Below are 24,068 nucleotides of genomic sequence, written 5' to 3'. Positions count from 1 at the left end.
AACCGCTCGCTCCTACATTAGCTCGTCGCCCTCCTCGGGAGGCAGGGGACGTCCTGACTTCTCCGCTTCCAGCTTCTCCAGATGCCGGAAGATGGTCCGCGGGTCCACGCCCAGGTCCTTCGCCGTCTTGGTGCGGTTACCGTTGTTCCGGGCGAGCACCTCGTTGATGTAACGCTTCTGGAACTCTTCCTTGGCCTGGAGCAGCGGCATGATGGGCTCCAGGTTCTCCGGCTTGAGGTCCAGGTCGTCCGGCCCCAGGAGCGGCTTGTCCGCGAGCACCACCGCCTTCTTCAGCCGGTTCTCCAACTCGCGGATGTTGCCGGGCCAGCCGTACTTGCGCATGGAGACGGTGGCGGAGGGCGTGAAGCCGCGGGCCTTGGAGCTGAACTCGCGGGCGTACTTCTGGAGGAAGAAGCGGCCCAGCACCACCACGTCCTCGCCGCGCTCGCGCAGGGGCGGCAGCCGCAGGGTGACGACGTTGAGGCGGTAGTACAGGTCCTCGCGGAAGGTGTTCTTCTTCACCTCGTCCTCGAGCACCTTGTTGGTGGCCGCGACGACGCGGATGTCCACCGGCTCGCCGCGGTTGTCACCGACCTTGTAGACGACCTTCTCCTGGAGCGCGCGGAGCAGCTTCACCTGGAGCTGCAGGGGCATCTCGCCGATCTCGTCCAGGAAGAGCGTGCCGCCGATGGCCGCCTGGAACTTGCCGGCCTTGGTGGCCACCGCGCCAGTGAAGGCGCCCTTCACGTGGCCGAACAGCTCGCTCTCCAGCAGGTTCTCCGGAATCGCGCCGCAGTTGATGGTGATGAAGGGGCCCTTGGCGCGCGGCGAGCGGCGGTGGATCTCCCGGGCGATGAGCTCCTTGCCGGTGCCCGTCTCGCCGGTGATGAGCACGGAGATGTCCGTGGGGGCGATCTTGTCGATGCGCTTGTACACGTCCCGCATGCCCTGGCACGCGCCGACGATGTCGCCGTAGCGGTGGTCCTCCAGCTTGCGGCGCAGCTCGGTGTTGTCGAGCTTGAGGTCGCTCACCAGCATCGCGTTCTGGAGGATGAGCGACGCCTGGGCCGCGAAGATGGTGAGCATGTTCGCGCTCTTGGGTTCGAAGCGGTTCACCAGCCGGTCGTTGCCCACGTAGATGACGCCGAAGAGGTCGCCCTTCTGCATCAACGGCACGCACATGACGGAGTGCACGCGCAGGTTCACCACGGAGTCGCTCTTGTTGAACTCCGGTGAGTCCAGCGCGTCCGCGACGATGAGCGGCTTCTGCTCCTTCACCACCTTGGCGATGATGGAGTCGGACAGCTTGTCCTTCTCCACCGCGTCCTCGATGTTCTCCCGGGACACGTTGCGCGCCACCTTCACGCGCGGCTCCCCGTTCTCCATCAGGATGAGGAAGCCCTTGTCGGCGCGCGTCACCTCGATGGCCTCGTCCATCAGGCCCTCCAGGAGGCGCTCCACGTCGTAGAGCCCCAGCAGCCGCTCGCTGAACGCGGTGAGCCGGCGCAGCATTAGCAGCTCGCGGCCGGGCACGCCGGGCAGCTCCGAGGTGTGCGAGTCCGGGTTGGACGTGCGCACCAGCTCGCGCGGCGGAGGCGAGGGGGGCGTGGGCGCCGCGCGGGGGGCGTCGTCCCGGGCGAAGATCAGCTCGGTGTGGCCCACGCGGACCACGTCCCCGGTGGACAGCGCGTGCGCGTCGCGCTTCTTCCCGTTGACGTGGAAGGTGGCGCCCAGGCTGCCGACCTCGTAGCGCGTGCCGTCGAAGGTGACGTGCAGGGCGCTGGCGGGCACGGAGGTGTCCTCCAGCGGGATGTCGTTGTCCGGGCCCCTGCCAATGCTGGTGAGGCGCTTGTGCAGGGAGACCGCGCGGACCTTGCCATCGGGGGTGCGGACGGTGAGGCTGGCCATGTCACGTACCTGGAGGGAATCTCCGTCAGAAGGAGAGGGTGAGACCGGCGCCGAGTCCGCCGGGGGTCGGGTAGAGGCCCACGCGCGTGTACGTCTTCGGTGCCGTCGCGCGGGCGGAGGTGGTGGGACGAGCGGACGCGTCCGCGGGCGGTTCGGCGCGCGGCTCCACCGTGCTGCGCACCACCTGGTCCTCGTGGTGGAGGAGCGCGTCCACCACGCCCGCGGCGTAGATGGCGTAGAAGCCCGCGGCCGACGACAGCTTCATCAACTGCCACGTGTCGCGCTGCTGGGCCCGGTTGGTGGGGATGTAGCGCACCGTGACGGAGGCCCGGCCGTCCGGGTCCAGGACGTTGTCCAGGTCGATGGTGCGCTCCTCGAACAGGCCCTCGTACGCGAAGAAGGAGATGATGCTCGTCACCGCCAGCACCCCCTCGGTGGCGGCGAAGACGATGCCCAGGCTGGTGCGGCCCTGCTGGAACTGGCCGGCGCCGAAGGGCACGAAGTTGACCAGGAAGTTGCGCTTCTCCACCGTGCGCACCGTCACCTGGGACGCCAGCTCCTCGGCGCGGCGGCGCTGCACCTCGGCCTCCAGGCGCTCGCGCTCGCGGCGCTCGGCCTCCGCCTTCTCGCGCTCCTGGCGCAGGCGCCGCTCCTGGCGCAGGAAGTCCAGCTCCGTGTCCATCTCCGCCTTGAGCGTGTCGAAGAAGGCCACCGCGGGCGGCGGGACGACGAAGGGGTCCAGGCTGAAGTCGGGGTCCAACCGGAGCAGGGCGCGCAGGTGCCGGTGGGCGTCATCGGTGCGTCCCAGGTTGAAGGCGGCCAGGCCCGCGAGCTTGTGCAGCTCCACCAGGTCGTCCTCGTCCAGGCCGCCCCGGTCGATGCGCGAGCCCGCGCGATCCAGCACCTCCGCGTACTTGCCGTACTCGAAGCTGGCGCGCAGCGCGGCGACCTCCGGGTCCCCGGCGTCCTGGGCCACGGTGGCGGCCGGAGCGAGCAGCATCAGCGCCGTGAAAAGGAGCGGGAGGCAGCGGCTCATTCGGGGCGGAGGCTCCCGCGCAGCGTGGTGGGGTCGCCGGGCCGCAGGTGCACCACGCGGCGCTCCGGCACGTAGCCCGGGTGGGAGATCTCCACCACCACGGTGTGCTGGAAGCCCGCGGGGCCTCGTGGGGAACGGATTTCGAAGGGGTCCTTCACGCTCTCCGCCGCGGAGCGGAGCTGGTCGCCCACGCGCACCTGGGCGCCCGCGGGCTCGAAGTCCACCGACAGGCGGGACGCCTTGGGCTGCGCGCGCAGGTGGAAGACGTTGTCGCCGCCGGGCTGCACGTCGATGGTGTCCACCACGTCCTCGCAGTAGTCGCAGGAGATGGTGACGGTGCGGCGGCCCGGCGTCACCTCCACGTCGTGCTTCTGGAGCGGCTGGCTGCTGATGGCGCCGTCATCCACGCGGATGCTGCCGTACGGGCGCACCAGGATGGACACCGGCAGCTTGCGCACCAGGGGCTTGCGAGGTGACTCCTCGTCCTCGGCGGAGGGCCGCGCCGCGCCCGCGCGGACGGCGCCGCCCACCGCGGGCGCGCTCTCCGTCCGAGGCGCCAGCGCCCCCGGCGGCGTGGCGCTCTTCGCGGGGCGCGCGCCCGGCGCCGCGGGACGGGGCGGCTGCGGCGTGCCAGGCCGTCCGGCCAGCTCCTTCCCGCCCGCGGCCGGCGCGCCGTCGCCGGGCGGCGGGGTGGGGACGATTCCGGCGGGGACGTCCGGCGCGGGGGGCGTGGCCGCGGCGCCCCCGGGCGCGGTGGTGACGGGGGAGGGCGTGGCCTCGGCGTCGTTCGCGTGGCGCGCCTTCCAGCCGCCCAGGCCCAGGAGCCCCGCGGCGGCCACGCCCACGCCCAGGCGCAGGCCCCGGCGGCGCCACGTCTTGATGCGCTGGGCGCGCTGGATGCCCTTGAGCAGCGCGAGCGCCCGCGCGTTGGTGGCGTCCAGCGCCAGCACCTGGTTGAGGCTGGCCAGGGCGCGCGGCGCGCGCTTCTCCGCGACCTGCCGCTCGCTGCGCTCCAGCAGCGTGGCGACGATGCGCCGCCGGGCCAGCTTCCGGTACGACGCCGGGTCCGCGAAGAAGGACACCAGCTCCTCGCCCACGCGGGCGAAGCCCAGGCCCGCCAGGTGGTCCGCCAGCGCGTCGCGCAGCCGGGCCGCGTCCGGGTAGCGCCGCTGCGGGTCGCGCTGCAGGCAGGTGGCGCAGATGTCCGCCAGCGCGTCCGACAGCGCGGGCACGCGGCGGCGCGGGTCCTCGTAGTCGCCGTCCAGGATGCGCTTGAGCGTGGCGGTGGTGTTGGGCGCGCTGAAGGGCAGCCGGCCCGTCATCGCCGCGTAGAACATGATGCCCACGCTGAAGACGTCCGCGGTGGGGCCCGCCTCCAGGCCTTCGATGATCTCCGGGGCCATGTGCGCCGGCGAGCCCACCAGCGTGCCGGTGACGGTCATCCGCTCCTCGATGTCCATCAGCCGCGCGATGCCGAAGTCCATGAGCTTGAGGACGCCGTCCTCGCGCACCATGACGTTCTCCGGCTTGAGGTCGCGGTGGATGACGCCGGCCTCGTGCGCGTGCGCCAGCGCCGCGGCCAGCTCGTGGATGACCATGGCCGCCAGCTCCGGCGGATCCATGGGCCCCTCGTCCAGGAACGTCTTCAGCGTCTGGCCGCGGATGTACTCGGTGACGATGAACGCGTCCTGGGCGTCCGCGGCGGAGAAGTCGAAGACCTCCAGGATGTTGGGGTGGTGCAGCTTGGCCACCGCGCGGGCCTCGCGGGCCAGCCGCCGGCGCGACTCGTCCTTGCCGGCCAGGTGCGGGTGCAGCACCTTCACCGCGACTTCACGGTCCAGGGCGGTGTCCAGCCCCTTGTACACGACGCTCATGCCCCCCGAGCCAAGCTGCTCGAGGATGCGGTAGCGACCGATATGGCGGCCGACGAGCGTCGTCATGGCGTGCGGTAATCCCTCAGTCCCCGAAGCTGATGCCCATGCTCTTGGTGAAGCGCACCAGCTCACCCGCCGGATCCACCCGGCGCTCCTTGCGCGACTCGCTCAAGGGGACCGCGATGATTTCTCCCGCGCGCAGGGCCACCATGTGGTCCCACTGGCCCGCGCTCACCAGGTCCAGCACCTTGCAGCCGTAGCGGGTGGCCAGCACCCGGTCCGCCGCGCTGGGGCTGCCGCCGCGCTGCAGGTGGCCCAGCACCGTGACGCGGATCTCCGCCTCGACGTGACGGGCCAGCAGGTCCGCCAGCACCTTGCCCGAGCCGCCGAGCCGCACCACGCCCCGGCCCGGAATGGCCTCCGCCGCGTCCAGCACGGCCAGCTCGCCCCCCTGGGGGAACGCGCCCTCGGAGATGGCGATGATGGAGAAGCTGCGGCGGCGGGTGGAGCGGCGGCGGAGCTTCTCCACCACGGCGTCCACCCGGTACGGAATCTCTGGAATCAGGATGACGTCCGCGCCCCCGGCGATGCCGCTCTCCAGCGTGAGGAAGCCGGCGTGGCGGCCCATGATCTCCACCACCATCACCCGGTCATGCGCCTCGGCGGTGGAGTGCAGCCGGTCGAGCGCCTCGGTGACGATGAGCCGCGCGGTGTCGAAGCCGAAGGTCTGATCCGTCCCCGACAAGTCGTTGTCGATGGTCTTCGGACAGCCGACCACCTTGAGGCCCTTCTCCACCAGCCGGTGGGCGATGGAGAGCGTCCCGTCGCCACCCACGGCGATGAGCCCGTCCAGGCCCAGCTCCTCGCAGCGGCGCAGGACCTGGTCGGACACGTCGCGCTCCACCCAGTGCCCGTCCTCATGGGTCGCGTAGGCGAACGGGTTCGCCTTGTTCGACGTGCCCAGGATGGTGCCGCCCTTGGGGAGGATGCCGCGCGTGTCGTCCTCGGTGAGCGGGCGTGCGAGCCCTGGCTCCACCAGCCCCATGTAGCCGTTCTCGATGCCCACGAACTCGTGGCCGAACTCGTGCGTGCCCCGCTTCACGAGGCCGCGAATGAGGGCGTTGAGGCCGGGGCAGTCTCCGCCACCGGTCAGGACTCCGAGTCTCATGGGACGAGTCATACAGGTCGGACGCGGGTGTCAGAGGGAGGGTGCTGCACCATGACAGAAACGTCGGACCTGATTGTAGGGGGGGCCCCCAGGGGGTGCAACGCGCGAATCACCAGCGGGGGCGGATTCGCGAGTGGAAACGGGCCCTTCCCTCAGTCCCGCTTCAGGCGGCGGCGCGACGCCACCCTGTCGAGCAGGGCCTGGAGGCGAGGCTCCGCCTTGTCGGGGAGGGCCCTGTCTGTCGGTGACTGTAGGGGCATGGCCTTCGCGAGCCCATAGAGTTCGATCAGCCGCTCCTTGAGCAGCTCGCTGTCCGGGCGTTCCTGGACGGCGCGCCGGTAGCACGCGGCGGCGCCCGCATAGTCGCCCAGCGCGAAGAGGCGCTCGCCTTCCTGGACGGGGGAGGAGGGGCCCACGGGGAGGGGGATGCTGGCCGTGGCGCGGGCGGCCTGGATGACTTCCAGCTCCGCGGGTTGGAGCAGCTCGCGCGCGTTGGCGAGCTTGACGGCCAGGGCCGCGTCCGCCGGGAAGGCCCGCACGAGCGACTCGTAGAGCCCGAGCGCTTCGGTGAGCTCGCCGCGGCGCAGGGCGCGATCGGCACGTGACTCCATGTCGGCCCTGGCGGCGGGGTTCATCTCTCCGGCAGGTTACCCGCGCCGCGCGGGGATGTCACAACGAACACGCACGGTTGCGTCACTTGAAGCCGTGGATTCCAGGTGACCGCGCGGCGTCTCGGGGTGCCGGGCACCCACCCTCTGTAGCGCGGCGGCCGGTGGCGGACCTTCGGTGCGTCGCCGGCGTCTTCGGCTCGGCGTCCGGGCCCGGATGAGACGCATCGCGCGTGGTGTGACACCCGGAGTGTCACCGCGCGAGGGTGTCTGTCTTGAATCAAGCCAGACGCGCGGCGCCTCTGGCTTTCCTGGAGTGATACATGCCGGTGTCTGTGAGACGGCTTGCGACACGCGGCTCGACCCGTGCCTCCGGGCGGGTGGCACCGTGGCGACCTGCTTCTGTCGCCACACCGAGTGCATGAACAACTGCCCCATCGTGGACGCGACCGCGCCGGCGCGGCAGTAGCCGCCCGGTGTCGCGTCACCCGATGTGACCCAAGGGCGGACGCCGGGCCGGGGTGCGCCCGGCGTCTGCCTTTGATGGGGGGACGCACGGCCCACCGCCGATTGCCCGGGGCGCGCCAGGCCGCCTGCATCAGGGCCTTGCGGGGATTTCTGAATTGTCATGGAAGAGTATTGTCTGGGGCCGCCTCACCCCCATCGCAGCACCTCCCCGAAAGGCTGCCATGTCAGACAGGTTGCTTTCTTCCTCACGCCTCCGTCACGCGGTGGCGATGCTCGTCCTGGGCCTCGTCGCCGTCACTCCTTCCGCGTTCGCGGCCGGGCGCTACTACAACGATTCCGGCAGCATCCAGACGCACCATCCCAACTGGATGAGCTGGGTTCCGGACTCGACGAGCCTCGCGGCCCTGTCGCTGCCGGGGACGCACGACACCATGGCGTACCAGTCCTACGGCGGCTCCCTGACGCAGACGCAGTCGTTGGCGCTGCGCAAGCAACTCGACGCGGGCATCCGCGCGCTGGACATCCGCTGCCGGCACATCGCGGACAGCTTCACCATCCACCACGGCGTCGTCTACCTGCACGTCAACTTCGACGACGTCCTGCGCACCTCCATCCAGTTCCTGAACGCGAACCCCAGCGAGACGCTGGTGATGCGCGTGAAGAAGGAGCACACCGAGGAGAACGTCACGCGCAGCTTCGCCGCGACGTACGAGGCGTACCGGAACAACCCGGCCTACCAGCCCTATCTCTGGACCGGCCGGCACGTGCCCACGCTGCGGGAGGTGCGCGGGAAGATCGTCATCCTGGATGACTTCGCCGGTGGCACCTATGGCATCCCGTGGGGCGGCCTGGACCTGCAGGACGACTGGACGGTGTCCTCCATCTTCGACATCGCGGGCAAGTGGGACAAGGTCCGCGGGCACCTGACGCGCACCAACACGGGCTCGCCGTCCACGCTGTTCGTCAACTTCCTCAGCGGCGCGTCCGCGTTCGCGCACCCCTTCACGGTGGCGGGCGGCGGGATGGGCGTGCGCGGCGTGAATGACTACGCCATCGACCACCTGGTGGCGGGGCAGGTCCAGCGGGCGGGCATCCTCTTCATGGATTTCCCTGGCGCGGGGCTGATTGACGCCATCCTGGCGCTCAACTTCCGCCTCCTGTCGTCAACGACGTGGCTGCCGGCGGACTTCGAGGTCATCTTCAGGAACACCGCGTACACGGTGGGCGGCAATGCCGAGCAGCGCTGGCATGGCATCCGGAACTTCCTCCACAACGCCGCGCCCGGCCGGAGCTGGCACGTCCTGGCGCTGAAGCGGTCCTGGGGCGCCTGGATTTCCCACCAGGGGAACTTCTACCAGTCCGACGCCATGGATGATTACACGCACATCGCGTACCTGACGCGCTCGGTGACGAGCGTGGTGGGCAGGAGCTACCTGACGGACTACGTGAGCGGGCAGGTCCGGAGCCTGTCTGGAAACGCGGCGGAGCGGGCCGTCACGCTGCATGGCCGGCTGAGCGCCCGCTTCCCGTTCCAGCGCTGGTCCGTGGTGGTGAAGCAGGCGCCGGGCGGGCTGAGCAACTGGGCGTACTCGGACTACGGCCGGGGCGCGCACCTGTCGTCAGGGGACTTCACGTACGCGGTCCAGGGACACTCCGCCTCGGACGGCGTCTATCTCCACGAGCACTCGAACCACGAGGGCAACCTCATCCGGCTCGACGGCAACGTGGCCTCGCTGGTCGGCTGGGGGTTCAACGACATGCTGAGCTCCATCACCATCCTCGGGCCGTATCAGACGACGATGTGCGAGCATCAGGACTACACGGGCCGCTGCTTCAGCACGTCCCAGAGCGTGGGGGACGTCAACGCGATGCCAGGGGGCTCCTGGCACGACAAGGTGACCTCCGTCGTCGTCACCCGGACGGGGCTGCGGTAGCCGCGCCGGGGCCTTCACGGTGGCGCGCTCCCGCGTTGTGGAGCGCGTCGCCTACCGCGCCTCGGCGCGGCGGAAGAAGACGTCGGTGTTCTCGAAGGACAGGTCCTCCAGCCAGCCCACGTACCCGAAGGTGCCGCTGTTGGACGTGATGATTCGCGGCGCGGTGGAGCGGGTGGGGCTGTTGCTCAGGTTCTGGATGGGGGTGAACGACGCCCCCAGGTCACCGCTGGCCCGGTAGTAGATGTCCGTCGCGCCCGAGGTGGTGTCCTCCCAGACGACGCGCAGGATGGCGTTCGCGGCGGCCAGGCTGACGGCGCCGGAGTCCCCCGGGGTGTTGCTCAGGTTCCGCGTAGCGGAGAACGTGCCGCCGTGGTCGCTGCTGACGCGGAGGACGATGTCGAAGTGGCCAGCGCGGTTGTCCTGCCAGGCCACGAAGACGTGCTGGCCGGAGAGCTCCAGGTCCGGAGCGAGCGCGAGGCCCCGGCCCTCGCTCAAGTTCTGGATGGGCCCGAAGCTGGCGGCGCGGTCCGTGCTGCGGCGGTAGAGGATGGCGCACGCGGTGGGGAAGAGGTCGTCACACTCCTCCCACACGACGTGGACCTTCTGGTCCTTCACCGCGATGCGCGCCAGCAGGGACGGTTGGCTCGGCCCGCGCTCGGCGCTGAGGTTGAGCCGCGGCAGGAAGGCGACGCCCTCATGCGGACTGGAGCGGACATAGACGTCCGGCCGGTCGTCCACGCCCACGTCGTCCCCCACCAGGTAGACGCGATTGTTCGACGCGACCAGCTCCGTCACGCCGACACCGTGGCCGTCATCCATCATCACGGCGGGGCCGAAGCTCAGGCCCTTGTCATGGCTGGCCCGGAGGTGCTGGTTCGCCGTCCGCGTACCCGTGGGCACAGTCCACGTCACGTACACGTCGCTGTTCTCCGCCGCGAGCCGCGGAGACAGGCCGTGGGGCGCCAGCAACTGGGCCGGCTCGAACGTCTCGCCGTTGTCGTGGCTGGCGCGGAACCGGATGCCCTGCTCCCGCCAGGCGACGTAGACCTTGCTTCCCTCCGCGACGACGGTGGGCAGGTAGGCCGGGGTGACGCCGCTGCTCAGGCGCTGGGGCGGCTCGAAGGACCTCCCCTGGTCATCACTCCGGCGCAGGTACACGTGGGTGACGTCGACGGACGATGTGTCACTCCACACGACGTAGACATTGCTCCCGGAGACCGCCGTCTGGAACTCGAAGTTGAAGGTGGGGGTCCCGCTCAGGTTCAGCGCGGGCCCGAACGACTCCTCGAAGCGGGTTTTGGGGACCTGCGCTGCCGCGCTCCAGGACACCAGCAGCGCTCCCAGCAGCCAGCCCCAGCGCCGCCGGCTCGTCAGGTCCGTCAGGCTCACCATGTGTCCCCCCGCCCCACCGTGGATGGGGAGGAGGAATACGCGTCGGCGGCGGGCCGTGTCATTGCTCGCGGGCGCCGTCCGCAGGGTGCTGGCGGACAAGGCGACGCCCCGTGAACCGAGCGCCGGTACCGAACCGGGCGTTGGCCGGGGTCCAGGACGCATCCCGGCCCGGACGGCGCGCGGAAGGCTCCAACGTGGAGGTGCCCGGGCGCTTATGATGGCCCCATGCACGCCACCTTCCTGGCCGCCGGACTGCTGACGCTGACAGGCGGGCTCGGCACGGAGCTGCGCCGGGACGGCTATTCCTTCCGTCCGCCGGAAGGCTTCCACATGGTCCGGTGGGAGCAGTACGCCGGCTCGCGCGTGGGCGCGGTGGCGTTGGAGCCGGACGCGCCGCGCGCGCTGTCGGCCGCGCTCACCGACGGCGATGGCCCGGACGCCGCCACCTTCCTCGTCTCCGTGGTGGGCCGGAGCTTCAGCGCGAGCCCGTCCGACCGGGAGGAGTTCGCCTCGGCGGTGATGCAGCATTACCAGCGGGAGCTGGGGCTCGCGCTGGTGGCGGAGCGCGTGGAGCGCGTGGGCGGGGTGACGCCTCGCGTGGAGGTGCTGGGCACGCTGCGGGAGGCGGGGCAGGTGCGCACGGTGCTCATCTCGGGCCTGGCCTCGGAGGGTGAGCACGCCGTGGTGATGGTCAGCGCCCCGGCGGTGCGCTGGCAGGCGCTGGCGCCGCAGGTGCGTGCCTCGCTGGAGACCTTCCGCCACGAACCGTCGAACGCGGGGGGCCCGGTGCCGCGCCGCGTGCTGGGCGCGCTGGCGGGGACCCTGGCCGGCGCGCTGGTCGCCTCGTACACGGCGTGGCGCAGGCGGCGGCAGCGTCACGCGGCGGGGCAACCCGCGCCGTAGCCGCGTCAACCCTCAGTGCACGGAGAGGAACACCCGGGCCTGCGGGATGCCGCGAGAGACGGTGTCGAAGTCCCGGAAGAAGCTGTTGCGCTCGAAGAAGGTGAAGCTGGCGCCCAGGCCCACGTTGGCGAACAGCGGCACGTCCAGCAGCAGGGTGCCCTCGTGGACCAGGTGGTTGCCGTCCGCCCCGTTGAGCGTGTGCAGCCACGTCGTGCCCGCCTGCAGCTTGAGGTACTCCCAGGGCCAGCGTCCGTAGGAGACGTCGAAGGAGAAGGCCAGGCCCGGGCCGTAGTCGTAGTCGCGGCCCGCCCGCTCCGCGTATTCGGAGGTGATGCCCGCCAGCACCACGCCGCGCAGATGGAGCGCCAGGCGCAGCTCCCGCCCCCGCGGCGCCAGGTAGCGGTACATGAGCCCCGCGCCAATCGACTGGCCGCCCAGCTCGTAGGCCTGCGTGTCGTTGTAGTCGAAGTGCTGGAATGCGCCGAGCAGCACGCGCTCGTTCCCGCCGTTCTCCAGCGGGAGCATGGCCAGCGCGCCCCTGATTTCCGCGCGGCTGATGAGGCGGCCCTCGCCGGTGGTGAACTGCACGCCCAGGTTGAAGGCGTCGAAGGGCGCGTCCACCGGGAAGCGCAGGGCATCGCCGTAGCGCAGGTCCAGCTCGGCGAAGAACTGGTTCAGCGGAGGGCCCGCGTCGATGTTCAGGTAGCCCGCGCGCGCCAGGGAGGCGAACACCGGCGGCTGCCAGTCCTTCGGGTTGGGCGCGCTGCGCCAGGCGTCCCCGCGCACCACCCGGTTGAAGCCGCGGACGGGGTTGAGCAGCCCCGCGGTGACCTCGCGGGCGGCGCGCTCGGTGCCCGTGGCGCGCTGGTCCAGCATCATGGAGGACAGCCGGTAGATGACCTCCCCCTGGGCCCACCCACCCACCGTGGTGTTGATGAGGTCGTTGAAGGAGGGCAGGTGGTTCTCTGCGAACAGCTCCCATTGGACGCTGCCCACCAGGGTGAAGCCCAGGGCGCCCCAGTAACCGAAGCCGTGGTCCCGGGCGGCGTTGAAGTACGTGCTGCCGTGGTAGGGGTGCGCGAACTGGTTGGTGCTGAAATCGTCCTGGTCCCAGACGAACCCCGTCCGGAGGTTCGTCCGCCACGCGTCCAGGCCGACCCGGGCGAAGTCCTTGTTCAGCACATAGCGGTCGAAGCCCCACACCGCGAGGTTGATGGCCGTCACCTCCGCCAGGGCCCACCCGAACTGGCGGGGCCGGGGTGGGGGCGCGGCGTCCTCGTCTTCATCCCGGGCGAGGGGGGCGTCCGCGGGAAGGTCGTTCGTCCAGGCGAGCGAGGGCAGCAGGGACAGGAGCAGCGCCGCCTTCCGCCATCGCGCCGCCTGCCCGCGCCCGCCGCACCACTGGCTGTGATGCATGCTGGCTTCCCCCACCCGGAAGGCCAAGATGCGGACCCCCTGCGTGGCCCGGCCATGGACCGGCGGCGCAGGCCCGCGTCCGTGGGTGGACGGACCGCCTGGCCGGCCGCCTGGCGGATGGCATGAGGCCATTCGTCCCTCGGAGGGCGCGCTGGGGTAGGGTGCGCCGCATCCATGTTCGCCTTCATCCTCGCAGCGGTGCTCGCGCAGTCGCCGGTGGCTCCGGCGGAGCCGAGCCCGCCTCCGGCTCCTGGTGCCCCCGAAGCTCCGCCGCCCACCGTGCCCCTGGGGGCCCTGCCGCCCGCCACGCACGAGCTGTTCCAGCGCATCGAGGGACAGGTCGCCCAGGTGCGCATCATCGAGCGGCGCTCCGGCACGCGTTCGTCCATCGGGTCGGCCTTCTTCGTGTCGGCCGCCGGGCACGCGGTGACGAACTACCACGTCATCTCCGACGTGGTCATCCACCCGGAGGACTACAAGGCGGAGCTGGTGCTGAAGGGCGCGGGCGAGCCCGTGCCGGTGCGCCTGGTGGACGTGGACGTGGTGCACGACCTGGCCGTCATCCAGACCGCCACCCCGGTGCAGAGCTTCTTCGTCCTGGAGGACCGCGAGCCGCCGCAGGGCGCGCGCCTGTTCGCCATGGGCAATCCGCGCGACCTGGGCACCACCATCGTGGAGGGGACGTACAACGGCTTCATCCATGATGCGCTCTACGAGCGGCTGCACTTCAGCGGCGCCATCAACCCCGGCATGAGCGGCGGGCCCACGCTCACGGGCGAGGGCCGCGTGGTGGGCGTCAACGTGGCCACCATGGGCAACCAGGTGGGCTTCCTGGTGCCGGTGAAGCACGCGCGGGAGCTGCTGGCCCGCGCGCTGGAGGCGAAGGACCGGGGCGCGCAGGCCCTGCTGGACACGGTGCGCGCGCAGCTCCTGGACAACCAGCAGCGCGTCACGGAGCGGCTGCTGGGCGAGCCCGTGCCGCGGCAGGCCCTGGGCAGCTACCGCGTGCCCGGGCGCTGGGGCTCGTTCCTCAAGTGCTGGGGAGACACGCCCCACGACCCCGAGGTGCCGTACACGGTGACGAACTACCAGTGCTCGTCTGAGGAGGACATCTTCGTGTCCTCGCGCCACCGGACGGGCGTGGTGGCCTTCCTGCATCAGCACGCCACCAGCCAGAAGCTGGGCGCGCTGCGCTTCGCCTCGCTGTACAGCGCGCTCTACTCCCAGGACCCGGACGCGGTGGAGGCCACGCGGCAGGACGTCACCAACTACCGCTGCCAGTCGGAGTTCGTGGACGTGGCGGGCCTGCCGGTCCGCGCCGCGCTGTGCATGCGCGCGTACCGGAAGTTCCCCGGCCTCTACGACCTGGTGCTGCGCGCGGCCACGCTGAACGCCAGCACCAGCGGCGTGGACACGTCGCTCACGCTGGCGGGGTTCACCGCGGACAACGGCCGCGAGCTGGCGCGCCGCTACCTGGAGGCGCTGTCGTGGACGAAGTGATCTTCCTGGAGGTGCTGGAGGGGGACGCCGTCCAGGCCCGCCACCGGCTGGAGCGCTTCCCCGTCAACGTCGGCCGCGGCTACGCCAACGACGTCATCCTCGACGACCCCAAGGTCTCCGCCGAGCACCTGCGCGTCGAGCGCCGCGAGGACGGCGCGCTGGTGCTGCGCGACGTGGGCAGCCAGAACGGCACCTACCGCATGGAGCCCTGGGCGCAGCTCGCCGAGCTGGAGCTGGCGCCGGACACCCGCGTGTCGGTGGGGGACACGGTGCTGCGCTTCCGCGCGCGGATCCACCCGGTGGAGAAGACGCTCATCGCGGCGGCGCCCACCGCGCCCCGGCCGCGCGTCTTCGAGCAGCCCCGTTACTTCTCCCTGGCCCTCCAGGCGCTGCTGGGCGCGAGCCTGCTGGAGGGCTACCTGGCCAACTACGGGCGCACCGACTGGGGCGAGCTGACGGTGGCGCTGATCGTGCCCCTGGGCATCACCTTCCTGTGGGCGGGAGGCTGGGCGGTGGCGAGCCGCATCGCCCGGCGCCAGTTCCACTACCGCACGCACGCCACCGTGGCCGCGTTGGTGCTGCTGGGCTCCGTCGTCATGCAGCCGCTGCTGACGCTGGTGGGCTTCAGCCTGGGCGTGAGCGGCAGCCTGTCCTGGGCCCACCACGCCGCCTTCCTGGCGCTGATGGCCTGGGGCCTCTACTGGCACCTGCGCTACGTGACGCGCTGGGAGCCGGGGCGGCTGATGCGCGTCATCGCCGTCGTCACGCTGTCGTTCGGCGCCCTGTCGCGGGCGGATGAGTGGCTGGGCAATGAGTCCTTCAGCACGGAGCTGGGCTTCCGCCGGACCCTGCTGCCGCCGGCCTTCCGGCTGGTGGGCACCGAGCCCCTGGACGACTTCTTCGCCGGCTCCGCGGAGGTCCAGGAGCAGGTGGACGCGCTGGCTCGCGAGCCGTGAGCCCCGGCGGGCGACAGGACGCCCCAGGCGGGGAGGGGGATGTCAGACCGGGCAGGTAGGAATGCGCGGATGGACGTCCATCAGGAGTCGAGGCCTGTCGTGGGTGCCCGGTGGCGGCAAAGCCTGGTCGCGCGGAAGGATGGGCGGCGGGACGGCGGGGTGACGCGGGTCTTCGTGGCGCCGGACCTGGCGTCCTTCCGGGTGGTGGCGCGGGGGCTGCTGGCGCGGGGGGAACCTCCGGAGCGGGTGCGCTTCGAGGAGACGCGAGGCCGTCGGGAGCTGGGGCGGGAGGCCGCGGGCTGGGAGGCCTGGGGCCGCGCCGTGTCCCGGGTGCCTCAAGACTTCGTGGGCCTGGCGCGGCAGGTGGTGTGCCACCGGGAGCCGGCGCGCTGGCCGCTGCTGTACCGCGTGTTGTGGCGGCTGACGCATGGGGAGCCGGCGCTGCTGGAGCGCCACGACGACGCGGACGTGGGCCGGCTGCGCTGGCTGGAGCAGGCGGTGCGGCGGGACCTGCAGGCCCTGATGGCGGCCGTGCGCTTCCACCGGGTGTGGCGGGACGGGCGTGAACATCATGTCGCGTGGTACCGGCCCGAACACCGCATCGTCCGGGAGGTGGCGCCGTTCCTCGTGCGCCGCTTCCCGGCCTTCACCTGGAGCCTGTTCACGCCGGACACCTGGGCGCACTGGGATGGGGCGCGGCTCACCTTCGAGGAAGGCGGGGCGCTGCCGGAGTGGGCCCGCGCCCGGGTGGCGCGGGCCGCGTCCCACCCGCGTCCCCCGGAGGCCGTGGCGCGCGCGCCCCTGCTGCTGGTGGGGGCCTCCGCCGGGGACGGCGGGGCGGCGTCCTTCTCGGGGCCCGCGGGCGCGCTCCTGGACGTCGTGTTGGGGCGCGCGGGGCTCGCGCGCTCCAGCCTCCAGGTGGTGCGGCCCTGCGGAAACGGATGCCGCTGGCGGCGCGTGGGGCCGCCTCCGCTGGCGTGGGGGGAGGCGGGCCTCTGCCGCCATGGGCTGGACGCCGCGGTGGCGGAGGTCCGGCCGCGGATGATTGTCGCGCTGGGGCCGGTGGCGGCCCAGGCCTTCCTGGGGGTGGGGTTCCGCATGCACCTGAGCCGGGGGCAGCTCCTGGACACGCGGTGGGCGGAGGGCTGGATGGCCACGTATGCCCCGGAAGCGGTGCTGCGGCTCCCCGTGGGCCGGGCGCGGGCGGAGGCGCGCATCCACTTCGAAGCGGATCTCCGGTCCGCGGCGGCGTGGCTGCGGCAGCGCCTCACCGCTGAAGCGCGGGCCCGGTGCGTGGCCGGGCCATGACGGCTCGGACCCGGGCGCATCTCGCCGGGGCGTGGGGTGCTTTCGCCGTGACAGCCGGAGGGCCGTGTGCCGGCACCAGGGCCTCAGAGGCCGCGCACGGCGTGAGGCCGGTAGGGGGCCTCCAGGGCCTTCACTTCCTCGGCCGTCAGCTTGAGGTCCACCGCGCGCACGGCGTCCTCCAGGTGCTCCAGCTTCGTGGCGCCGATGATGGGCGCCGTCACCGTGGGACGCGACAGCAGCCAGGCCAGGGCCGTCTGCGCGGGCGGCACGTTGCGCTGCTCCGCCACGCGCCGGTTCGCCTCCACCACGTCCCAGTCCCCCGGCTGGTCATAGAGCGTGGGGGACAGCGTGTCCGACTTCGCCCGCGCCGTGGCGTCCCGGTCCTTCAGGGACTTGCGCGAGCCCGCGAGCAGGCCCCGCGCCAGCGGCGACCAGGGGATGACGCCGATGCCCTCGGCCTCGCACAGGGGCAGCATCTCCCGCTCCTCCTCGCGGTACACGAGGTTGTAGTGCCCCTGCATGGACACGAAGCGTGTCCAGCCGCGCAGGTCCGCCACGCCCAGCGCCCGCGCGAACCGCCACGCATACGCCGAGGAGGCGCCGAGGTAGCGCACCTTGCCCTGGCGCACGAGCTGATCCAACGCGGCCAGCGTCTCCTCCAGCGGCGTGTTCGGGTCCATCCGGTGAATCTGGTAGAGGTCGATGGCCTCCACGCCCAGCCGCTTCAGGCTGGCCTCACACCCCTGGACGATGTGCTTGCGCGACAGGCCGCGCATGTTCTGCCCGTCCCCCATGGGGAAGTAGACCTTGGTGGCCAGCACGACTTCGTCCATCCGCGCGTAGCGGCGGAGGGCGCGGCCGGTGACCTCCTCGCTCACGCCCAGCGAATACATGTCCGCGGTGTCGAAGAAGTTGATGCCCAGCTCCACCGCCCGGCGGAAGAAGGGCTGCGCGGCCTCTTCATCCAGCACCCAGGGACGCCAGGTGGGCGTGCCGTAGCTCATGCAGCCCAGACCGAGGCGAGACACCCGCAGGCCGGTGCGTCCGAGGTTGGTGTATTTCATTCCGTTGAATCCTCATTCGTTCAGCGTGGATGACAACGCGCCTTGCCCTGTTTCCGGGAATAAAGGTACGTGGTGCCCTGCGTCTTCGGCCGATACGTGCCGTGGGACTTTTCTGATTACTTGGAATCCGGTAGATAGGTTCGGAATCCGAGGGGCGCTGATTGGACCGGTGAGGAGCGTGCCCCTCGTTTTCCAGGTGGGGACGTGATGCGTCGTTCCGAGGGGTGCCTCCAGGCAGAGCCTCGGGACTCACGACATGCACCTTTCGACCCGCGCTGACACCGCCTCCGAGTTCGTCTGTCCTGAAGATGCCACGTTCGTGGATGTGTGCCGGGCCCGCGCGGCGGCGCAGCCGGGCGACTGGATCTACACATTCCTGGACGACGCCGGGGAGCAATCCCTCAGCTACGCGGAGCTGGATGCGGGCGCGCGCGCCGTGGCGGCGCGGCTGCAGAAGCACCTGGCCCCCGGCGACCGCGCGCTGCTGCTGTATCCGCCGGGCCGCGACTACGCCCTGGGCTTCCTGGCGTGCCTCTACGCGGGCGTGGTGGCGGTGCCCGCGTATCCACCGGACCCGATGCGGCTGGGCCGCACCCTGCCGCGACTCCAGGCGCTGATCGCGGACTGCGGCGCGCGGGTGGCGCTGACGACGACGTTCATCGTGGACATGGTGGAGCCGCTCACCGAAGGGGCGCCGGACCTGAGGTCCCTGAGTTGGCTGGCCACGGACGCCGTGCCCGCGAGCGAGGCGGAGGCGTGGCGCGCGCCCGTGCTGGACGGCGACACGGTGGCGTTCCTCCAGTACACCTCCGGGTCCACGGGGACGCCGCGCGGCGTGGTGTTGCGGCACCGTCACCTCCTGCACAACTCGTGGCTGATTGCCCGGGGCTTCGAGGCGAGCCCCCACCCCGTGGGCGTCCTCTGGCTGCCGCCGTATCACGACATGGGGTTGATCGGCGGCTTGCTCCAGCCGTTGTTCCGCGACATCCCCACGGTGTTGCTGCCACCCATGTCCTTCCTCCAGCGCCCCATGGGCTGGCTGGAGGCGGTGTCGCGCTTCGGCGGGACGGTGTGTGGCGGGCCCAACTTCGCGTTCGACCTGTGCGTGCGCAAGAGCACCCCGGAGCAGCGGGCGGCGCTGGACTTGAGCCGGTGGGAGGTGGCGTTCTGCGGCGCGGAGCCCGTGCGCGCGGACACGCTGGAGCGCTTCGCGGACGCCTTCGCGCCCGCTGGCTTCCGGCGCGAGGCCTTCTACCCCTGCTACGGGTTGGCGGAGGGGACGCTGATTGTCTCCGGCGGGGCGCGCTCGGAGGCGCCGGTGGTGCGGCGCTTCGCGCGGGACGGACTGCTGCTCGGCGAGGCGCGGGCACCGGAGCAGGACGCGGCGGAGACCGTGCTGGTCGGCTGCGGGCAGTCGCTGGGCGACCAGGACGTGCGGGTGGTGGACCCGCGGACGTGCCGTCCTTGCGAGCCGGGCCGCGTGGGCGAGCTCTGGGTCAAGGGCCCGAGCGTCGCGGACGGCTACTGGCGGCGGCCCGAGGAGACGGCGCGGACCTTCCACGGTCGGCTGGCGGGCTCGGAAGAAGGGCCCTACCTGCGCACGGGCGACCTGGGGGTCATCGACGGTGGCGAGGTCTTCATCACCGGCCGGCTGAAGGACCTGCTGGTGTTGCGCGGGCGCAACTTCTACCCGCAGGACCTGGAGCACTCGGCGGAGCGCAGCCACCCCGGCGTGCGGCCCGGTTGTGGCGCCGCGTTCGCCGTGGACGTGGCGGGCGAGGAGCGGCTGGTGCTCGTGCAGGAGGTCGCCGCCCGGGTGGGCACCGCGGAGGCGGCGGAGGAGGTCGTCACGAGCATCCGCGCGGCGCTGGGCGACCTGCACGGCCTGTCCACGCATGCGGTGGTGCTCATCACCGCGGGCTCGCTGCCGAAGACCTCCAGCGGCAAGGTCCAGCGGCGCGCCACCCGGGACGCCTTCCTGGCGGGCACCTTGGACGTGGTGCTCGCGTGGAGGGAGGCCGGCGCGGAGGTGGTGGCTCCCGCGCCGTCGTCGGGCGCCGCGCCCGAGAAGGCGACGGCGCCCGACGACGTGCTCACGGCGCTTCACGAACGGGTGGCGCGGCTGCTGGGCGTGTCCGCGCCCGCGCTGGACGTGGATGCGCCCCTGACGCACGCGGGGCTCGACTCGCTGCGGGCACTGGAGGTGCTTCACGCGGTGGAGGAGGGCTGGGGTGTGGCTCCTCCCGTCGCGTATCTGCTCCAGGGCCCGAGCCTGCGGGACGTGGCGCGCTGGGTGGAGCAGGCGCGTGCGGAGGGCGCGCAGGCAGGCCCCACGCCTCAGGCGGGCGCGCAGGAGGATGACGCGGGCTACGTGTCCGACGGGCAGAAGGCGCTGTGGTTCCTCCAGCGCATGGCCCCCGGCGGCACGGCGTACCTGGTGTCGCACGCGGTGCGCTTCACCGCGCCGGTGGAGGCCGCCGCGCTGGGCCGCGCGTTCTCCCAATTGGTGGCTCGCCATCCCGTGTTGTCCTCCGCGTTCCCGGAGGAGCAGGGGGCGCCGGTGCGGCGGCTGGCCACCACGCCTCCCGCGTTGGAGCGGACCGAGGCCGCCGCATGGACGGCCGACGCCTTGAGCGAGCGCCTCCACGAAGAGGCGCATCGTCCCTTCGACCTGGAGCACGGGCCGTTGGTGCGGGTCCGGCTGTACACGGGGGCGCCGGGTGGGGACGTCCTGCTGCTCGCCATGCACCACCTGATCACCGACTTCTGGTCGCTGGAGGTGCTGGCCGGAGAGCTGGGGACGCTCTACGGCGCGGAGCTGCGGGGCGTACCGCCGCCGCTCCCTCCGGCGCCGCCGTTGGCGTCCACGCTGCTTCAGGGGCTCGCGCGGCGGTGTTCGGGGCCGCGCGCCGAGGCACTCCAGGCGTGGTGGCGCGAGCGGCTGGGCGGTGAGCTGCCGGTGCTGGAGCTGCCCACCTCGGGGCCGAGACCCCGGCTCCAGTCGTTCCGTGGCGACGCCGTGTCCTTCGCCGTGTCGCCGGAGACGTCCGCGCGCTTGAAGGCCCTGGCGCGCGCGCACGGCGCCACGCCGTTCATGGTGCTGCTGGCCGGATACCTGACGTTCCTGCGCCGCTACTCGGGGCAGGACGACCTGATGGTGGGCACGCCCACCGCCGGGCGCCCTCGCGCGGACCTGTCGCGTCAGTTGGGCTACTTCGTCAACCCGGTCGCCTTGCGCGCCCACCTGCCGCGCGCGATGACCTTCTCCGGCCTGGTGACGCAGGTCCGGGGCACCGTGCTGGACGCGCTGGACCACCAGGAGCTGCCCTTCCCGCGGCTCGTGGAGCACCTTCAGCCGCGCAGGGACCCTTCGCGCGCGCCCGTCTTCCAGACGATGTTCGCCCTGCAGTCGGGCCGTCCTGGAAGCGAACCCCTGGGCGCGTTCGCCGTCGGCGCGCCGGGTGCGCGGGCCCGCCTGGGCGAGCTGTCGGTCGAGTCCGTCCCCTTGCGCCACCCTGGCGCGGCCTTCGACCTCTCGCTGGTGATGGCGGAGGTGGAAGGCGCCTTCGTGGCGAGGCTGGAGTATTGCGCCGACCTCTTCGACACCCATGCCGCCGCTCGCATGGTGCGACACCTGGGCGCCTTGCTGGACGCCGCCGCCGCGCGGCCGGACCTGCCCCTGGTGGACCTGCCCTGGCTGGAGGCGGAGGAGCGACGCGCCTTGCTCGCGCGGGGCAGGGGGCGCCGCGGCCCCCGCGTGCCGGAGGTTGGTGGCCTGGTTCAGCGGCTGGAGTCGTGGGCGGCGAAGACGCCGGACGCACCCGCGCTCGTCGCGGGCACGGCGCGGTGGACCTACCGGGAGCTGGCGGCGTGGGTCGACCGGCTGGCCACGCTGCTGCGGCGCGAGGGCGTGGGCCCCGAGGTCCGGGTCGGCACGCTGCTGGAGCGCGGCGGCCCCGAGCAGGTGGCGGCGTTCCTCGCCATCCTCAAGGCGGGGGGCACCGCGGTGCCGCTGGACCCCGCGTATCCTCCGGGCCGGGTGACGTGGACGTTGGCGGACGCGGGCGCTCGCGTGCTCCTGGCCCATGAGCGGTATGCCCAACGGCTGGAGCCGCTCGACGACGTGACGGTGCTGCGCTGGGAAGCGCAAATCTCGGGAGCCGGCGCCGTGGAGGTGGAGGCGCCACCGCCCGGAGGTGGCGAGGCGTCACCCGACGGCGCGGCGTATGTCTGTTACACGTCCGGAAGCACGGGCCGGCCCAAGGGCGTGGTGGTGACGCACCGGGGCGTCGCGCACCTGTGCGAGTCCTTCGCCAGCGGCCTTCCGCTCGGGCCGGACTCACGCGTGTTCCTGTTCGCCTCGCCCGCCTTCGACATGTCGGTGTCGGACTACGTGGCGGCCCTGTCCTCGGGCAGCGCGCTGCACGTGGCGCCGGGAGCGCCTCCCATGGGGGACGCGCTGTACCGGTTGCTGGTGGAGCAACGCATCACCGCCGCGATGCTGCCGCCGTCCGTGGCCCTGCTGCTTCCAGAGGGGCCGTTGCCGGACCTGACCCTGTTCATGGCCGGCGCGGAGCCGTGTCCCGCGAGCCTCGTGGCCCGCTTCGCCGCGGGCCGCACGTTCCTCAACGCGTACGGTCCCACCGAGGTGACGGTGTGCGCGACGTGGGCACGTCTCACGCCCGATACGGAGGGACCGGCCGCCATCGGCAACGCCTTGCCGCACATCGATGCGTACGTGCTCGATGCGGCGCTCCAGCCCGTTCCCGTGGGCGTGGCGGGGGAGCTCTACGTGGGGGGGCCGTCCCTGGCCCGCGGCTACCTGGGCCGGCCGGACCTCACCGCCGAGCGCTTCATTCCGGACCCGCATGGCGACGAGCCCGGAGCCCGGCTCTACCGGACTGGAGACGTCGTGCGCTGGCGGGAGGATGGCCAACTGGACTTCCTGGGGCGCGCGGACACGCAGTTGAAGCTGCGGGGCTTCCGCGTGGAGCCCGGCGAGGTGGAGGCGGCGCTGCGCGAGTTGAGCGGCATGCGCCAGGCCCACGTCACCGTGTGGCGTCCTTCTTCCATCGCGGAGCCCCGGCTGGTGGCGTACGTCGTGCCGCCGCCGGGAGACGTCCTTCCGCCGGGAGAGGTGCGCGCGCGGCTGCGGGAACGGCTGCCGGAGCACCTGGTCCCCGTGGACCTCGTGACGTTGGAGGCGTTGCCCCTGTTGGCCTCGGGCAAGGTGGATGCGCGCGCGCTCCCGAAGCCCGCGCTCCCCGTGTCGGCGGAAGGCAAGCCCCGCACGCCGCTGGAGGAGCAGGCGGCCCGCGCGTGGGCGGAGGCGTTGGGGCTCCCCTCCGTGGACGTCCATGCCCACTTCTTAGACGACCTGGGCGGCAGCTCCCTGTCCGTGGTGCGTGCGTGCTCGCGGCTGAGCGAGTCGCTGGGGCGCGAAGTCCCCATCACCCACTTCTTCGAACACCCCACGGTCCACGCGCTCGCCCGGCGGCTGCAAGCCGAGGCGCGGCCGGACGACACCACCGACGTGAAGCACCAGTCGCGCGCGGAGGCCCGCAGGCAGGCCCTCCAGCGGCGCGGAGGAAGGAACCCCCGAGGCCATGGCTGAGCACGACACCTTGAGCGAGAACTCCGGCGGCACGGGCAATGACATCGCCATCATCGGCATGGCGGGCCGCTTTCCAGGCAGCGCGGACGTCCAGTCGTTCTGGCGCAACCTGCGGGAGGGCGTGGAGTCCATCGTCCGGCTCGCGCCCGAGGCGCTGGAGTGGTCTCCCCTGATGGCCGAAGCGTCGCGCCACCATCCGGACTTCGTCCCGGTGGCCGCGGAAATGGAGGGCGGCGACGGTTTCGACGCGGCCTTCTTCGGCATGGCCCCGCGCGAGGCCGAGTGGATGGACCCGCAGCAGCGCGTGTTCCTGGAGTGTGCCTGGACGGCCCTGGAGGACGCGGCGCTGGACCCGGAGCGGTTCGAGGGGAAGATTGCCCTCTACGCCGGCGCGAGCGCCTCCATGCACGGCCTGGGGCGGGTGGGGCAGGGGAGCCTGGACCCGGCGTCGCTGTACGAGCTGATGAGCAACTCGGCGGAGAACCTGGCCACCCGCGCGTCCTTCAAGCTGGGGCTGCGCGGGGAGAGCCTGTCCCTCTACACCGCGTGCTCCACGGGGCTCGTGGCCGTGCACATGGCCTGTCAGAGCCTGGTGATGCGTCAGTCGGACGTGGCGCTGGCGGGCGCGGTGCGGCTGGCGATGCCGCAGCGCACGGGCTACCTGTTCCAGGAGGGGATGATCTTGTCCCCGGACGGCCACTGCCGTGCGTTCGACGCGCGCGCGGCGGGGACGGTGCCGGGCAACGGCGTGGCGGTGGTGGTGCTCAAGCCGCTGGAGGACGCGCGCCGGGACGGTGACCGGGTGTACGCGGTCATCCGGGGCTCCTCCATCAACAACGACGGTGGCCAGAAGGTGGGCTACACGGCGCCCAGCGTGGAGGGGCAGGCGGACGTCATTGGCGAGGCGCTGGCGTTCGCG

15 protein-coding genes (1 of these 15 running past the window's edge) are annotated in these 24,068 nt (G+C 72.0%); 7 read left to right on the top strand and 8 right to left on the bottom strand.

The genetic code is table 11. The features are described from left to right. Positions 1-12: 12 nt before the first annotated feature. From MYMAC_RS19835 to MYMAC_RS19815, 5 genes are all read right to left on the bottom strand, one after another. Positions 13-1,908 (bottom strand): sigma 54-interacting transcriptional regulator, encoded by a 1,896-nt coding sequence (locus MYMAC_RS19835; RefSeq protein WP_095959217.1) that lies wholly within the window; start codon positions 1,906-1,908, stop codon positions 13-15. A 25-nt stretch (positions 1,909-1,933) separates the two neighbouring features. Then, positions 1,934-2,944, bottom strand: a complete 1,011-nt coding sequence (locus MYMAC_RS19830; RefSeq protein ID WP_095959216.1) for a hypothetical protein — start codon at positions 2,942-2,944, stop codon at positions 1,934-1,936. Next, complete coding sequence (locus MYMAC_RS19825) at positions 2,941-4,884, bottom strand: serine/threonine-protein kinase (RefSeq protein ID WP_095959215.1); 1,944 nt, start codon at positions 4,882-4,884, stop codon at positions 2,941-2,943. The genes MYMAC_RS19830 and MYMAC_RS19825 overlap by 4 nt, the downstream gene beginning before the upstream one ends. A gap of 16 nt (positions 4,885-4,900) precedes the next feature. Next, positions 4,901-5,986, bottom strand: coding sequence for a 6-phosphofructokinase (locus MYMAC_RS19820; RefSeq protein ID WP_204816823.1), 1,086 nt, complete (start codon positions 5,984-5,986; stop codon positions 4,901-4,903). A 152-nt stretch (positions 5,987-6,138) separates the two neighbouring features. Then, positions 6,139-6,621 (bottom strand): tetratricopeptide repeat protein, encoded by a 483-nt coding sequence (locus MYMAC_RS19815; protein WP_095959213.1) that lies wholly within the window; start codon positions 6,619-6,621, stop codon positions 6,139-6,141. Positions 6,622-7,331: 710 nt separating this feature from the next. On the opposite strand from MYMAC_RS19815, the gene MYMAC_RS19805 reads away from it, so the two are divergent. Next, complete coding sequence (locus MYMAC_RS19805) at positions 7,332-8,996, top strand: phosphatidylinositol-specific phospholipase C domain-containing protein (RefSeq protein ID WP_095959212.1); 1,665 nt, start codon at positions 7,332-7,334, stop codon at positions 8,994-8,996. Between the two features lie 51 nt (positions 8,997-9,047). Here MYMAC_RS19805 and MYMAC_RS19800 read toward each other — a convergent pair whose 3' ends face one another. Further along, positions 9,048-10,388, bottom strand: coding sequence for a sialidase family protein (locus tag MYMAC_RS19800; protein WP_095959211.1), 1,341 nt, complete (start codon positions 10,386-10,388; stop codon positions 9,048-9,050). A 225-nt stretch (positions 10,389-10,613) separates the two neighbouring features. Here MYMAC_RS19800 and MYMAC_RS19795 point away from each other — a divergent pair, with 225 nt between their 5' ends. After that, positions 10,614-11,291, top strand: coding sequence for a hypothetical protein (locus MYMAC_RS19795; RefSeq protein WP_095959210.1), 678 nt, complete (start codon positions 10,614-10,616; stop codon positions 11,289-11,291). A 12-nt stretch (positions 11,292-11,303) separates the two neighbouring features. Here MYMAC_RS19795 and MYMAC_RS19790 read toward each other — a convergent pair whose 3' ends face one another. Further along, positions 11,304-12,707 (bottom strand): DUF3943 domain-containing protein, encoded by a 1,404-nt coding sequence (locus tag MYMAC_RS19790; RefSeq protein WP_095959209.1) that lies wholly within the window; start codon positions 12,705-12,707, stop codon positions 11,304-11,306. A 174-nt stretch (positions 12,708-12,881) separates the two neighbouring features. On the opposite strand from MYMAC_RS19790, the gene MYMAC_RS19785 reads away from it, so the two are divergent. From MYMAC_RS19785 to MYMAC_RS19775, 3 genes are all read left to right on the top strand, one after another. Beyond that, complete coding sequence (locus MYMAC_RS19785; RefSeq protein WP_095959208.1) at positions 12,882-14,207, top strand: S1C family serine protease; 1,326 nt, start codon at positions 12,882-12,884, stop codon at positions 14,205-14,207. Then, a complete protein-coding gene (locus MYMAC_RS19780; RefSeq protein WP_095959207.1) occupies positions 14,195-15,163 on the top strand; it encodes an FHA domain-containing protein in 969 nt (322 codons plus the stop codon). The genes MYMAC_RS19785 and MYMAC_RS19780 overlap by 13 nt, the downstream gene beginning before the upstream one ends. Before the next feature lie 69 nt (positions 15,164-15,232). Continuing rightward, positions 15,233-16,471, top strand: coding sequence for a DUF4130 domain-containing protein (locus MYMAC_RS19775; protein WP_095959206.1), 1,239 nt, complete (start codon positions 15,233-15,235; stop codon positions 16,469-16,471). Between the two features lie 83 nt (positions 16,472-16,554). Here MYMAC_RS19775 and MYMAC_RS19770 read toward each other — a convergent pair whose 3' ends face one another. Continuing rightward, positions 16,555-17,535, bottom strand: coding sequence for an aldo/keto reductase (locus tag MYMAC_RS19770; RefSeq protein WP_095959205.1), 981 nt, complete (start codon positions 17,533-17,535; stop codon positions 16,555-16,557). Between the two features lie 256 nt (positions 17,536-17,791). On the opposite strand from MYMAC_RS19770, the gene MYMAC_RS19765 reads away from it, so the two are divergent. Next, complete coding sequence (locus MYMAC_RS19765; protein WP_095959204.1) at positions 17,792-23,149, top strand: non-ribosomal peptide synthetase; 5,358 nt, start codon at positions 17,792-17,794, stop codon at positions 23,147-23,149. After that, positions 23,142-24,068, top strand: the start of a protein-coding gene (locus MYMAC_RS19760) for a non-ribosomal peptide synthetase/type I polyketide synthase (protein ID WP_204816821.1). It continues 10,422 nt past the right edge of the window; 927 of the gene's 11,349 nt are visible here — the first part of the coding sequence; it begins with the start codon at positions 23,142-23,144; its stop codon lies beyond the right edge, outside the window. Before MYMAC_RS19765 ends, MYMAC_RS19760 begins: the two co-directional genes overlap by 8 nt.

Origin of the sequence: Corallococcus macrosporus DSM 14697 (assembly GCF_002305895.1) — a bacterium.
In the GTDB taxonomy this organism is placed as follows: Bacteria; Myxococcota; Myxococcia; order Myxococcales; family Myxococcaceae; genus Myxococcus; species Myxococcus macrosporus.
This window is presented reverse-complemented; position numbering and strand designations above follow the sequence as displayed.

Coding starts and splice junctions, on each gene's coding strand:
- MYMAC_RS19835 (WP_095959217.1), bottom strand. CDS start 1,908: ATGGCCAGCCTCACCGTCCGCACCCCCGATGGCAAGGTCCGCGCGGTC.
- MYMAC_RS19830 (WP_095959216.1), bottom strand. CDS start 2,944: ATGAGCCGCTGCCTCCCGCTCCTTTTCACGGCGCTGATGCTGCTCGCT.
- MYMAC_RS19825 (WP_095959215.1), bottom strand. CDS start 4,884: ATGACGACGCTCGTCGGCCGCCATATCGGTCGCTACCGCATCCTCGAG.
- MYMAC_RS19820 (WP_204816823.1), bottom strand. CDS start 5,986: ATGAGACTCGGAGTCCTGACCGGTGGCGGAGACTGCCCCGGCCTCAAC.
- MYMAC_RS19815 (WP_095959213.1), bottom strand. CDS start 6,621: ATGAACCCCGCCGCCAGGGCCGACATGGAGTCACGTGCCGATCGCGCC.
- MYMAC_RS19805 (WP_095959212.1), top strand. CDS start 7,332: ATGCTCGTCCTGGGCCTCGTCGCCGTCACTCCTTCCGCGTTCGCGGCC.
- MYMAC_RS19800 (WP_095959211.1), bottom strand. CDS start 10,388: ATGGTGAGCCTGACGGACCTGACGAGCCGGCGGCGCTGGGGCTGGCTG.
- MYMAC_RS19795 (WP_095959210.1), top strand. CDS start 10,614: ATGCACGCCACCTTCCTGGCCGCCGGACTGCTGACGCTGACAGGCGGG.
- MYMAC_RS19790 (WP_095959209.1), bottom strand. CDS start 12,707: ATGCATCACAGCCAGTGGTGCGGCGGGCGCGGGCAGGCGGCGCGATGG.
- MYMAC_RS19785 (WP_095959208.1), top strand. CDS start 12,882: ATGTTCGCCTTCATCCTCGCAGCGGTGCTCGCGCAGTCGCCGGTGGCT.
- MYMAC_RS19775 (WP_095959206.1), top strand. CDS start 15,233: ATGGACGTCCATCAGGAGTCGAGGCCTGTCGTGGGTGCCCGGTGGCGG.
- MYMAC_RS19770 (WP_095959205.1), bottom strand. CDS start 17,535: ATGAAATACACCAACCTCGGACGCACCGGCCTGCGGGTGTCTCGCCTC.
- MYMAC_RS19765 (WP_095959204.1), top strand. CDS start 17,792: ATGCACCTTTCGACCCGCGCTGACACCGCCTCCGAGTTCGTCTGTCCT.